The organism is Zhongshania sp. (genome assembly GCF_029212375.1).
Taxonomy (GTDB): domain Bacteria; phylum Pseudomonadota; class Gammaproteobacteria; order Pseudomonadales; family Spongiibacteraceae; genus Spongiibacter.
Genome location: NZ_JARGNU010000023.1, coordinates 37,342 through 49,821, shown reverse-complemented (window position 1 = coordinate 49,821; position 12,480 = coordinate 37,342). Strand labels below are relative to the sequence as shown.

Below are 12,480 nucleotides of genomic sequence, written 5' to 3'. Positions count from 1 at the left end.
AGAATTCAGCAATGGCCTGGCCTATAGGTATTTTTCTACAGCCTGAACGCCGCCAGAACGCGCAGCTTTGTAGTTGATTGTTTTGTGGTAGCGTAGCGTTAAGCCACAAAACGAGCAACGGAAAAGCTGTCGCTGTTGCTGGCTTTGTTATACGCGCTCTATATTTTGAAAAGTGCTGCTACGTCCAGACCCTCAACTTTATCTTCTTCAAACTGTAAGTCCAACATATGAATTATCAGGTCAGCCATTTCATCTTTATGAGTCTTTTCCTCGGGGCCATTCATTTTTCGATTTATCGCACCAGCTACCAAGTCGGAAAGTTGAACTAATGGGCTATTCCTCGAAGATATTGTTTCTATCTGAGTGATTTCAACCTCTGCTCCATATTTATCAACATATCCTTTATTTATTCGCCGACGTAATTCGTCTAATGCAATAGCGTCCAAAGACTGCTCATGATCAAGAGTAACTTCGATTTTTTGAGGAAGCCCAATTCGTTTACTTTCTATCTCATGCTCGGCCCCACGCAAAAGCATGTGTTCATGCAGCTTTTCAACTACCTGCTCGATACTCCGCTTTGTTCTCGCCTTCTCAACAGCTATAGATTTGAAACTCAGAAATTCTCTATTTTTTACTATCACACCAAGGTACTTTTTTAATGTATTTTGGTCTTTTTTTCCTAGCTTAGCGAAATGCACTTCTCTTTTCGCCCAGAGAGATTGCTCTTGCCATGATGTAATTGCCTGACTCACGGTAAAAACTGCTCGACCAGTAAGTACCCATACAGAGGATACAACTACGAAATTTTGTGTTTTTCCTGTTTCATCAGCATATACATGAACTAGTCTCCTTGGCTTTGCGTCCTCCAAAACAGCTTCATTCATTTCTTCTTCGTGTTTTCTTCGAAAACGTTTTACTTCCGTATTTGGGGTAAAGACCTTGTACTCATTTTGGATTTTGGCTCTTGCGCGAACGATATAGTGCAGACGCTCTAATCGGAACAGGTCTTTTGGTAGGATTCCGTGGGGGTTATATATGTCCGGCTGGAAGGTCTCCCAGTATTTAAGGGCTAAAGTTATATCGCTATTTCGCGACTCAGGGTAGAGGTTTAGAATGTGTGCCACCTTGGTCTTCTGCTTCGAAAAGTCCCCTCCTGCCAATGACGCGAGCAACTCTTTTTTCTCACGCTCTAGCTTTTCAAGCTTTTTCGGGTCTACTTCTTTTTCATCTTCTTTGGCTTCTTTTTCGCTCAAAATGAGTAACTCCCTTCAATGTTTCGATCACGTATAACGCCTGCATCACGGGTGGCAAAAAGCGCAGCTTTTTGACATCCCGTGCACGCATTTGTGTACGCCCAGCATGGGCATGAACTAATGAGGTGAAAGTCCTCTGTAGGAAGGTCACCATCCTTAGCGATTTATGATCGTTATTAGATGTTAACTACTAGCGAATGGCAAGGGCTTGACCGCGAGGTCTGGTCTGAAGGAAGCCGGACGCAAAACCGCGAGCTGATGAACAAGAACATCATATGAGGCGTAGGCTGGAGGCGAGTTGGCACAAGACAACGAAGCCATGTGATCTAACGGCCACCGTAAATGATGCAGTTGCGCGGGGACAGTTCATGCTCTTATCTGGGGAGATCTGCTTAACAAGCGATCGGTAAACTACCAGTAAGGCTCTGGTTAATAAGTGCCTTGGCTCCACTGAGTGTATCGCCAATGGAGAGCGAACGAGATACAAACCGATAGCGCTGACAGGGGCAACTCTGACGGTGATTAAGCAGAAGTCAGCAGACGGCATAGTAGCCCAACGGTCAGCGTAATGGCTGATACATGGCGAAGGCCTGAACATTGAGAATAAAGGAGGAGCCTTGTCACACTTGAACGCACGAACGCCGTCCGGCGATGACGTGATTCAGCGTAGTGATCAGAAGCCAGCCTTTGGTAACGATCTATTTGAGCGTGTGCTGCAACGTGAGAACCTCTCTGCAGCATGGAAGCGCGTTCAAGCTAATAAAGGAGCTGCGGGCGTTGATGGCATGACTATCGACGAATTTCCCGTATGGGCACGAGCTGGCCACTGGCCTAGGGTAACTACCGAGCTGGCAACAGGTCGGTACAAACCATCACCAGTTCGGCGTGTTGAAATTGATAAGCCCGATGGCGGTACTCGCCAACTGGGAATTCCAACCGTTTGTGACCGAGTGATCCAGCAAGCCATTGCCCAAGTCCTTACGCCCATCTTCGATCCCAGTTTCTCAAGCAATAGCTTTGGATTCCGGCCACATCGAAATGGGCAACAGGCGGTAAAGCAGGTTCGAGACATCATCAAGGAAGGTCGCCGCTTTGCGGTGGATGTCGATCTGTCTAAATTCTTTGACCGAGTCAATCATGATTTACTGATGACGCACCTTGGTGACAAGGTGAAGGACAAGCGTCTACTGAGATTGATTAAGTTGTACCTGCGAGCTGGGTTTGTCGACAACCAGTTCTATGGTGAGAGCCGAGAAGGTGTGCCGCAAGGTGGGCCACTATCGCCACTGCTAGCGAACATCATGCTCGATCCTTTGGACAAAGAACTTGAGAAACGTGGCCACAAGTTCGCCCGCTACGCTGATGACTTTACGATAATAGTAAGAAGTCAGCGAGCCGGTGAACGTGTGCTGCACAGTATCAGCCAGTACCTGCAAAACCGCTTGAAGCTGGTCGTAAATACCGATAAAAGTCGCGTCGTTAAAACCAGTGAGAGTAAGTTCTTGGGGTTTACCTTCAAGGCTGGTCGTATTCAATGGCACTCGAAAACACTGCTAAAATTCAAGCAGCGGATTCGTCTGTTAACGAATCGTAACTGGGGTGTATCGATGAAATATCAGCTCTTCAAAACCAGCCAATTTATACGTGGTTGGATTAATTATTTTGGTATCGCCAACTGTTATCAACTGTGCGTCGACCTAGATCATTGGATTCGGCGCAGAGTACGGATGGCTTATTGGCGGCAGTGGCGAAAGCCACGAACCAAAGTAAGAAACCTGATGAGTCGAGGCGTCCACGTAAAGGCTGCAGTTGCGTGTGGTATTACCAGCAAAGGCCCATGGCGCAGTTCCAAAACACCGGGGATTAATCAGGCATTATCCAATGCCTATTTAAAATCTCAGGGGTTGTACGAATTGCGCGATGGTTGGATCAAGCTTCACCATTCTTAGTGAAACGCCCTGTGCGGATCCGCATGCAGGGTGTTGTGGGGGCTGAGGGTTAGAGACCCTCGGCTACCCGATTAGGCATGAACTCCCGCACAAGACCATAAATACTGGTACATAGTGCAAGAAAGTTTGAAACCAATGCGGGATAGGATGAAATTAACAAATTATGCCCGACCCAACAAAACAAGCAACAGAGCAGCAATATACGGAGGTGCTTGATGTTAATTTGCAAATTACCTATACAGAAAAATGCTAGCGCAAAAGTTGAAAATATAGATGGCAGACCATGCCACGTAAACCAAGACACCAAAGGGATTAACAGGAGCGAGACAAAATAAACTGATTTGAATCTGGGGTGTGCTTCCAGAGGGATGGCTAAGGTTGCCTGCAGCCCAGCAACAGCCATAACCGCCGCGCCAGTATGAGCACCCAATAGCCAAAAGTGCACAAACATACAAATGCAAGCTACCACTTGGCCAAGCAGCAAAAACTTACGGTGCTTGATAAGAGGCCACAACGCATTTGCGATTACCCCCAAAACTCCGAAAGCCGTAGATAACTCCATTTAGCCTAAACTCCGATTATCTTGTGCCAAAAACAGCACCAACCATCTTTTGTGCAATTACGGGCTCGTGATTATATGTGGTTTCAAATGTCTCTGTAACACTGAAACCATACAACTCATACAAATTTTTTGCCGGTTGATTTGAACTTGCAACGTACAAACATGGCTGCCCCTGGATAAGTGATAATAAAAATTCAAGTACCTTTTTTCCTACACCCTTGCCTCTAAACTTGGGATGAACAAAAAGGGCTCGAATTTCGTTGCCACAAACAGCACCATAGCCAGAGATACAGTTGTGATCCTGATACACATATATATCTGATTCCATCAGCCCGCTTAATCTCGCCTCATCATCTTTAAGCGGTAAAAGCGTAAATATCTGATCTTCAAAATTGAGTTCATCAAGTTTTGATCGATCATAAATATCGAATATCGCGGGTAAATCATCTTGTATATATGCTCGGATGCTCATTTTATGCCTAACAGTTTTATTCAGACGACTCAGGCCATATATCACTTTGGCCCCCTTATGAAGGAGCGGGCTTTAATGTTGATTGAAAATTTATTGGGAATTCAATGATGTGACGGCTTCGCTATTAGCGAGCGGCGGTCAAACGAAGACTACTTCCCTTTATTTCTGCCAAACATTCCTTTCCCCTGATCATATCGCAGTTTTTATAAAATTCAATAAGTTAAGTAACTCGCTAAGGTATTAATGGGAAGTGCTCTCTTGTTCACGGGCCTTGACGACCCAACGGCAATATATGTGTATTTATAAGCAGTAAGATTTGGAGTTGTCATGGAAGACATTCGCCCTTTTATTTAGCCCAATTCAGGCCGATTCCTGGACCAATTGCGCTTACACATTCGCCGAAATGGTCTGGCCTACCGAACAGAGCAAACTTACCTGCATTGGGTAAAACGGTTTATTCGGTTTCATGGCCGAAAACATCCCAAAGAACTTTGTATGACTGATGTTGAGGCATTTCTAAGTCATTTAGCAGAACAGCGCTCTTGCTCTACAAATACCCAACGAATCGCCCTCAATGCCTTGGTTTATTTATATAAGCGGTTCATGGGGCTGGATATTGGTGATCTAGCGTTTAAGCCAGCTCAGGGCGCTAGGCGCATCCCTGTGGTCTATAGCCGTGAAGAAGTCTCAGCGATTCTTTCTCATCTTCGGGGTGTTCACCGTTTACAAGTTGAGCTGATGTACGGCTCGGGCTTACGAAAGGCTGAGCTATTGTCACTTCGAATTAAAGATATTGATTTTGGCAGTAACAATATTTTTGTTCGCGGTGGCAAAGACAACAAAGATCGCACCACGATGTTGCCTTTAAGCTTAATTCCCGCGTTAAAGCAGCAGATTGCGCACGTTGAGCGATTGCACGCTCAAGATATTATTGATGGCTATGGTGAAGTTTATTTACCCGACGCCCTTAATCGAAAGTACCCTTCGGCCGCAAAAGAAACTGCGTGGCAATTCCTATTCCCGTCCACTAAAATCGGGAAAGACCCAAGATCTGGCGTTCTTCGACGACACCATTTACACCCATCTGCATTATCTAAGCAAATTCGACAAGCTGTTCTAGCAGCGAAAGTTCATAAACCCGCAAAATCTCATAGCTTTAGGCATAGCTTCGCCACCCATCTACTCGAATCGGGATATGATTTGCGTACCATCCAAGAGTTATTGGGACATTCAGATATAAGCACAACAGAAATATATACCCACGTGGTAAATCGCGGCGGAAAAGGCGTTTTAAGCCCAGCCGATAGTCATTTTGCTTAACTGCTTCAGCGGCATCAATTTCTGAACCAAGTTCAAAATGACGCTAGGCTGGGCATTACAGCGTGTTGAGAGTAGCCGCTAGTCCTTTTTCTCGATTGTTACTTCTATCGATTTGCTGTCACCGGCAAACCATTTTTGAATATACAACGAGCCGACGATGGGCGCCGTGCCTTCATCGAGGACTTCTTTGTATCGAACGCTGTTTTTGGTTTCTTTTTCGTATTCAAACGTGACTACTTTCTTGCTCATAAAATTCTCTTGTTAAGAAGGTTTACGTTATGCGGTGGCAACGCCGTGTAAATCACTCAGCGATTTAACACTATTAGTGGCAGCTCATGGGCCGCCATCGCTTCTTGGGTGATTGTGCTTGCGTCGGCTTTCATGGTCGTTAACAGTTGCGCCCACCCTGCAGGAATTCTCGCTTTAAGTGAACTGAAATCGGCGTATTGAGCGGCAAAGGCGCTCGGCTTGTCGGCATTTATTTGCAGCGCGGCCTCAACATCGCTAGGGATTAAGATTGCATTGCATGTTTCACTCAGCGCAATACCCAAACCGGATAAATCGTAATCGGGAAAGTACACTATAAATTGCCCGCTGGCATGTAATTCAGCCAGCCAAGATTTTACTCCCCGCGCTAGTGCATCGTGGCCTCGATACACCGCAATGGCATTGTGTAAGCTACTGGGCAGCACAAAGTGATGCCAGTGATTCATGGCTTCTAAGTTCTCTACCACCACAATACTTTGCTGGGGCGCTAGAGCGAGATCCTTATAGCGTAAACGCAGTTGGCTGTAGGCTGGTATTTTAATACTCTGCCCCGCCACCAAAACCTCGCTACGGCAGGCAATTTGGATGTAGTTATGGCTGGGGCCGTGTTTGGCGAGCTTTTCATTGGCGGTCAGTTTTGCTGCGCCCACTCTATTCTTGTTTAAAGAATCGGTTTGCAAATCAAAGCCCTTGAGCGACTTTATGCTCAGGTGAAGATTGTCGTAGTCTTCATCGGTGAGATGCAGGTATTTACCGTCGCGCACGCCGATACGTAACAAGCCGTGCGCATTTTGCCACGCGTTTGAGTACGACACCCGCTGCTCTCGCCGCCGGTAGGCGCGCTGCAATACCTCTAGATCTTTGGCATTTAATTCGCTGGGCGATTCAGGCATACCCTGATGTCCGTACTTTGAAAATTGCCGTCGTAAACTTCATGAAAACGTCCCAGCCATTCCAGTTTAAACAGATTGCGCAGTTCGCTATTCATACCCTGATACTCGCCGTAAATATAGTATATCCACGCCTCTAAACTGGTGCCCGTGGGCGCAGCGGCTAAGCTGGCTGACGCCGTTTGGCTTTGGGCTTTTGGGGTTTTGGCGCTGAGTAAATCAGCAAAGAAATTGCGGGCCGCTGCGGTGGTGGCGTCTCTGGCTACCAGCTGGGTTTGCATTTGCGCGTCGTCGATATCCTCGGCTACGGCCACCACGTCTTCATCGGCAACCAGCTGACGGCGCAGGCCTTGGAGCATATCGCTAAGCATAATTTCTTGGTTGGGGTTGCGCACATTGGCGGTATGCGCCAGTAGTAGCGTCGTTGCTAAGCGCGCCGGCGCGGGCAGGTGCATGCTCTCAAACAGATGGTCGAAGCGATAGCCCGGCTGGTGCTGAAAGAAACGCTGCAAGGCCCGAACATTGCGGGCATTGCGCGCCAAGCTTTGAAATTTAAACAAGGAGGCGCGCATACGTACCAGCAAGTCGATAAGTTCTGAGCGCGCACTGCTCACCGCGTCTTGCAATACCACCGCAAATAATTGGCGCAGTTGGCGGTCGCCGCCACAGTCGTCGTACAAGGCCTCGATATTAATGGCAGTGAGGGCTTCCGACAGCCGCTCGGCTTGTTCAATGGCGGTGTTGTTCTCGGCAATTTTGGCTTCGATGGAAACCACATACATAAAATCGTTTTCTACCCGATACCAAAGCCGCCGGGTATTGTCTTTAAGCAGCTCCGCCAGCTCGTAGACTTGCTCGCGAATACTGTATAGCAGCATTTGTATATCGTCGCTGCGGTCGGCGCTGCGCACGGCATTGATGTACATCAGCATTTGCCGACGAATCAAGTCGATGCGGCCGCCAATATCGGCGTCTAAATGGCGTAGTCTTTCCTTTTGGTGGTGACGATCTAGCAATTCCCGCACGGGTTTGGTTAGCCGAACACCGCCGTAAATATCTGGACGCCAGGCAATTTTATTACTAATTAAGCTGTCGATTATCCGGCTAATGTCGGGGCTTTCTGGCAATTCCATGCCAGGGTCAGAATAGCCCTGATCAATTAGCTCGGCATGCTGATAGAGCGCACCAAATAAGCTGCGGGTGCTCATAGCAACGACTCCTGCTCGTGCTCCTCTTGCACATCGATATGCTCGTGGTGCACCACAAAATCGATTACTTCATAGAGCCACGCCCATTTGCCGGTAGCGGTGTAAAAGCCTTCGTTGGGGTGCAGCAAATAGCCGGAATCCACCAGTTTGGCTAAAATACCCCGCAGTTTTCCGGCAAGGCCGCTGGCGGTAGTTTTGAATTTTTGGCTGCGCGCTAGGGCCTCTAACTCTTCAATCGCCGCGGGGGCATCTTCAATGGCACGCAGAATCACGCTTTCGCGCAGGGTGTCGCCGGGCAGTAGCGGACTGTCATTTTTTTGGGCTGAATCGATTAACTGTAAGCAGCGAATAATCGGCTCTAGTTCGTTGATTACCGAGCGCATGGTTTCAACCACGGCGCGCTGAGTTTCGGGCCGCGCCAAACTTTGCATCACCAAATAATAGGTTTCGCCGCCAGGAGAGCACTGCAACTCGCGACCCATCTGGCCGACGTAGTGATTTACCTTGTCGCGGCGGCCGTCGTTTAGTAAAAACTGGAATTGCTCGGGGTTTGAATATTCGCAAATAAACTTGCCAGCCAACAGCGCCTCGACCACTTCGGCAAATAAATCGTTCATTGTGCTGCCTCCAGTGCGGCCTTGCTTAGTACGTCGAGCTTATCTTCGGCAAGGTCTAATTCGATGAGCGGCTTGCCCTGCTCAATCACGTGCTTATAAGTGAAGTGTTTTAGCAGCTGCGGGTCTGAAGACGGAAAACCGCCCAAAATCATCACGCCGTTTTCTCTGAGCATGGTAAATAATAAATCGACGTTCTCGTGGGCCAAGGTGCCCAATTCGTCTAGCGGCCAGTGAATCAACACCTCGCGGTTTGGGCATAACTCCCGCATTAGGCCGACAAAAATTGAGCACAGCGCCAGATACATGAGGCCGGTGGAGCTAAAATCTTCCATTTGCGCTTCATTGCGCACGGTGGCGCACTGGCCGTTTTCGGTGATCGAAATTTCTAAATCGAAAAGCGACTCCAGACTGTCGCTAATCCGGCTTTGGCGCAGACCCATGATCGCGTCCATCATTGCATCGGCAACGTGGGCAGGCGGTAATTCGCCGCTGCGTTCTAACTGCCAATTTACCCAGCTGCGCTGAAAGGCCGCCAAGGCATCCCAATACTCTTGCAGTTCAACCCGCGACGATAATTTAACCTCGATATTACTCAGCGCACTAAAGCGCAGATTATTATCAATGGCTCTACTAACCCGCCGCGATTCAGTTTTAATACTGCTGCGAATACGGCCTAAGCCCGCGTAAATATCGGCCAGCTGATCGCCCATATTTTGGAAAGACGCGAGCAGCGAGCGCTTCATTTGCGGCAGTGCGTCGTCTAGTAAATGTTCGATTACCTTTGGTTTTTGCCGCCAGGCGTCATCACTGTCGGCGAGTAAACCAGACTCATCCCACGCTTGGCTGCACAAGCGCTCCCAGAGAATGGCAATATCACTGTTAGGCGATTTGCTCAGAATTCGCTCGGCGTTGCGAATACCCGCTTGAATACTTTTAATTAACTGCTGTTGGAGCTTCAGCAATTCTGCCGCTTCGTGCAGCAACATATCTGCCGAGGCGGTGCTTGGGGTTTTCGCCATGCTGGCGCGGCCAGTTTGCTGCAATTGCTGACGAAGGCGCTCTAGTAAGTCACGGGCGTGGCGCCGAGCTTCTTCAATACGGGTTTGCTCTGCCCTATTCAATTTTAGAGCGCGATTATGATCGGCCATGGCGCGTTCAAGGCTATCGTTAACCTCCTGCAACTGCGCCTCAGCTTCACGCAAGGCCGTGTTGTAACCCGCCATATTAGGTAGTTTGTGGGTTTTCCACTCTTTATAGCTGTCGATGTCGTTGCGCTTGGCTTTTAGCTCAAGGCAAAAAGCCTGACTCGACTTGGCCGCTGCTGAGGCTTCTTCTACTCTTTTTTCGTCTACGCCTTCGTCGCGCAGGGCGCGGGCCATGTCTTGCTTATTGCGTTTCAGCAGCTCTGCTAATTGACTGTCGCACTCTTTGCGCCGCAGCCGAATCTGATCAATCGCTAAATCTAAACGCGATTTACTCTGTGCAAAATTAGACTGCAAATTAGCCAAGGCTTCGTGATGCTGTTCGTTAAATACCCGCAGCTGCTCGGCTTGGCGCTCTTCCACGCTGGCAAAGGCAGCTTTGGCGTCGTTTAGGCTTTGCTCGGCGAGCAGTTTGCGATTTACTCGAATGTCGCGTTGCTGCTGACGCTCGCGATCTCTGGCATCTTTGGCCGCTTTTAGCTGGCGCGCTAAATTTTGTTGGGTATGGCGCCCCTCTTGAAAGGCGCTATCCGCTTCTTGAACCAGCTTGTTAGCCTTTTGCAGGCCGTTCTCGCAGGCTTCTTCGTCTTTTTTTGCGGACTCAACACGGCGTTTAAGCGCATCTAGATTTTGCTGAAGTTCAGCTTGCGACTGGGCGTAGCTGGGTATTTCGATGGCATCGAGCTTCAGATCCCAACCAAGAAGATGGTGGTTGTCGCCGCTGGTTTTAGTGGGGTGTAAATCCCGACGCTGTAGCAATTCTGGATTAATGACCCGACCAATGCTCTGCGCCCAATCTGGCTGCTGTTCACGCAATACCGACAGCAAGGATTTGTCGTCTGGGCTGTGCAGCGCCAGTTGCTCGCGATATTGTTTTTCAATATCGCTGCGCACATTGGCACTTTGCTGACGCTCACTTTCTGCGTTTTCCCGCGCGCTAATCGCCTGCTCATAACGGTTTTTTAGGCTGTCGAGCTGAGGGGCTTGGTGCTCAAGCGCCAACTCGGCTCGCTCAACGGCTGCTTCGGCAAGCTCTAGGCTTAAACGCTCTTCCTCGCTAAGCGGCGGATTATCGTATTCCGCCTGCGCGGCATTGAGCTTAAGCATTGCGGCGTCGCGCTCTGGCCGCTGATTCGCGGCAAGCTGGCTAAGGTGCTTACTATGATTTTGAAACTCCTCAGTGCGCTCATCCTCATAGTCGGACTTAGCGTGATGAAGCTGCTCACGCTGTATTGCGAGTTCGCCGTCCATATCTGCCGCTTGGCGCTGATGATCACGCTTGGCCTGCTCGCCAAGGCGTTCAAAGCGCTGCACTAAATCCTGCTGCTCAGACAGCAAGCTATCGAGGGTTTCCTTGGCCTGTGCCGCTTGGGTTTCAAAAAATGGCAGCATGGCGTAGTCGGCAATAATCGCCTCTATACCCATTTCGTCCCACGCATCGGCGGCGGCCTGCAAGGTTTCAATGTCGTTATACAGGCTATTGCAGCGCGATTTTAGGTCGTTGCGCTTGGCGCTAAGCTCGCTGGTTTGGCCGTCGTAGCGTTCGTTCTCAATTAGAATTCGCTGCGTGATTTCCTCGAACTCCGCCTCAAGCTCGGATAAGCGCGCCTGAGTCTGCTCTTCGTGAATAAGCAAGCCGCCAATAATCGCGCCGAGCTCTGCGTAGCTAAGGTTTAGCTCGCTGTTTTGATTGATGACTTTGCGCAACTCAGGCAGCTGGCCCTGAAAATCTCGCAGGGTGGAAATACTGAGCACCGACTCTTCGTTTTCTCGGTGCAGGGTAATTTTAGGAAAGCTAATGCCCTCCTCTTCCATGATTCTGGCCAGCATCAGTTTAATGCGGGTGAGCTTATTGTCTTTGCCCAAGGTGGCGTGAACCAGCTTTTCCATATGCTGCATATGGGTTTTCTGGTCGCCCATGCAGTAACGTGCAGCAACGGCGCGCAAGCCCTGTTGGCGAGCGAGCAAGCCGCGGTCGTTTTGAATAACGGCGCGGTAATCCATAATGGTGTCTATTTGGCGATGGGTGAACTCCAGCCCTAAACTCCGCCAATGGCCGCTAATCTCTTGGTTATTAAATAAGCGGCGCTTACCGCCGTCCGCAATAAAGCTAAATTGTTCGATGGCAAAAGGCGCGTGCAAAAACCGATACGAAGGCGTGCGGCCCGAGGAGTGACGATAGACAACCGCGCACACCCTGCCGCTCTCGCGCTCGTACTCAAACACCAAATAGCTGCTCGGGCGCGGCAAATAGTACTCAACAAAGGGCTTTTTGGTAGAGCCCTTGCTGATTAGCTCAGACGGGGTAATCCCCAAGAAAAACGGCAATAGCTTGAGTATGGTAGTTTTACCCGCGCCATTGGTACCCGATAAATTGGCGTTTTCAGAGACATTGATGCGGGTTACTTTGCCGGCAATATGGCCGTCGATCATGATTATTTGTTTAAGACCGTACATGCTGGGGCGTTTGTCCTAGAGTAAAACGCGGATTATAGCAGTAGTGATGCTGTTGGGGGGATCTGCCTGCTGGGCCGACTTAAGCCTATTTCTACAATAATTCAGGCCCTTACAGCGCAATGAATAAGGGCATTCAGCGCTAGAATGCACTAATAGACACCACGCCCCTGAAGACCTAGTGCTGCAAAATGAAGCGAAAAATATATCTATGCCGCCGTACCACCATGCGCCTCTGGCTCGGCACACAAATTTAAGCTATTGCTAATTCCAGACCACGGTAAGT

General features: G+C 49.1%; 10 protein-coding genes. 2 read left to right on the top strand and 8 right to left on the bottom strand.

What is annotated here, in order from left to right; translation table 11 throughout:
* Window positions 1-158: 158 nt before the first annotated feature.
* Entirely contained in the window at window positions 159-1,253 is a 1,095-nt protein-coding gene (locus tag P1U47_RS16995; protein ID WP_301030399.1) for a DUF3800 domain-containing protein, read from the bottom strand.
* 626 nt (window positions 1,254-1,879) lie between these two features.
* On the opposite strand from P1U47_RS16995, the gene ltrA reads away from it, so the two are divergent.
* Window positions 1,880-3,202: a group II intron reverse transcriptase/maturase gene (gene ltrA / locus P1U47_RS16990; protein WP_301030398.1), complete on the top strand. Its 1,323-nt coding sequence runs from the start codon at window positions 1,880-1,882 to the stop codon at window positions 3,200-3,202.
* Between the two features lie 49 nt (window positions 3,203-3,251).
* On the opposite strand, the gene P1U47_RS17620 is transcribed toward ltrA, so the two are convergent.
* Together P1U47_RS17620 and P1U47_RS16985 are read right to left on the bottom strand one after the other, a co-directional pair.
* A complete protein-coding gene (locus tag P1U47_RS17620; RefSeq protein ID WP_366943191.1) occupies window positions 3,252-3,764 on the bottom strand; it encodes a YgjV family protein in 513 nt (170 codons plus the stop codon).
* Between the two features lie 16 nt (window positions 3,765-3,780).
* Complete coding sequence (locus P1U47_RS16985; RefSeq protein WP_301030396.1) at window positions 3,781-4,236, bottom strand: GNAT family N-acetyltransferase; 456 nt, start codon at window positions 4,234-4,236, stop codon at window positions 3,781-3,783.
* A gap of 381 nt (window positions 4,237-4,617) precedes the next feature.
* Here P1U47_RS16985 and P1U47_RS16980 point away from each other — a divergent pair, with 381 nt between their 5' ends.
* The gene (locus tag P1U47_RS16980; RefSeq protein WP_301030395.1) at window positions 4,618-5,556 is read left to right on the top strand and encodes an integron integrase; all 939 of its coding nucleotides are present in this window, start codon (window positions 4,618-4,620) and stop codon (window positions 5,554-5,556) included.
* A gap of 78 nt (window positions 5,557-5,634) precedes the next feature.
* Here P1U47_RS16980 and P1U47_RS16975 read toward each other — a convergent pair whose 3' ends face one another.
* Genes P1U47_RS16975 through P1U47_RS16955 form a run of 5 tightly spaced genes read right to left on the bottom strand, consistent with a single transcriptional unit; the run spans window position 5,635 to window position 12,197 of the window.
* Window positions 5,635-5,805 carry a hypothetical protein gene (locus P1U47_RS16975; protein ID WP_301030394.1) on the bottom strand — a complete coding sequence of 57 codons (171 nt, stop codon included), beginning with the start codon at window positions 5,803-5,805 and terminating at the stop codon, window positions 5,635-5,637.
* Window positions 5,806-5,861: 56 nt separating this feature from the next.
* Complete coding sequence (locus P1U47_RS16970) at window positions 5,862-6,716, bottom strand: hypothetical protein (protein ID WP_301030393.1); 855 nt, start codon at window positions 6,714-6,716, stop codon at window positions 5,862-5,864.
* Window positions 6,692-7,921 carry a hypothetical protein gene (locus P1U47_RS16965; RefSeq protein ID WP_301030392.1) on the bottom strand — a complete coding sequence of 410 codons (1,230 nt, stop codon included), beginning with the start codon at window positions 7,919-7,921 and terminating at the stop codon, window positions 6,692-6,694. The genes P1U47_RS16970 and P1U47_RS16965 overlap by 25 nt, the downstream gene beginning before the upstream one ends.
* A complete protein-coding gene (locus P1U47_RS16960; RefSeq protein ID WP_301030391.1) occupies window positions 7,918-8,538 on the bottom strand; it encodes a hypothetical protein in 621 nt (206 codons plus the stop codon). The genes P1U47_RS16965 and P1U47_RS16960 overlap by 4 nt, the downstream gene beginning before the upstream one ends.
* Window positions 8,535-12,197 carry an ATP-binding protein gene (locus tag P1U47_RS16955; protein WP_301030389.1) on the bottom strand — a complete coding sequence of 1,221 codons (3,663 nt, stop codon included), beginning with the start codon at window positions 12,195-12,197 and terminating at the stop codon, window positions 8,535-8,537. Before P1U47_RS16955 ends, P1U47_RS16960 begins: the two co-directional genes overlap by 4 nt.
* Between the last annotated feature and the right edge of the window lie 283 nt (window positions 12,198-12,480).

Excerpts from the sequence above, each read along its gene's own strand:
- P1U47_RS16970 (WP_301030393.1), bottom strand. The coding sequence starts at position 6,716 with ATGCCTGAATCGCCCAGCGAATTAAATGCCAAAGATCTAGAGGTATTG.
- P1U47_RS17620 (WP_366943191.1), bottom strand. The coding sequence starts at position 3,764 with ATGGAGTTATCTACGGCTTTCGGAGTTTTGGGGGTAATCGCAAATGCG.
- P1U47_RS16955 (WP_301030389.1), bottom strand. The coding sequence starts at position 12,197 with ATGTACGGTCTTAAACAAATAATCATGATCGACGGCCATATTGCCGGC.
- P1U47_RS16975 (WP_301030394.1), bottom strand. The coding sequence starts at position 5,805 with ATGAGCAAGAAAGTAGTCACGTTTGAATACGAAAAAGAAACCAAAAAC.
- P1U47_RS16965 (WP_301030392.1), bottom strand. The coding sequence starts at position 7,921 with ATGAGCACCCGCAGCTTATTTGGTGCGCTCTATCAGCATGCCGAGCTA.
- P1U47_RS16960 (WP_301030391.1), bottom strand. The coding sequence starts at position 8,538 with ATGAACGATTTATTTGCCGAAGTGGTCGAGGCGCTGTTGGCTGGCAAG.
- P1U47_RS16985 (WP_301030396.1), bottom strand. The coding sequence starts at position 4,236 with ATGAGCATCCGAGCATATATACAAGATGATTTACCCGCGATATTCGAT.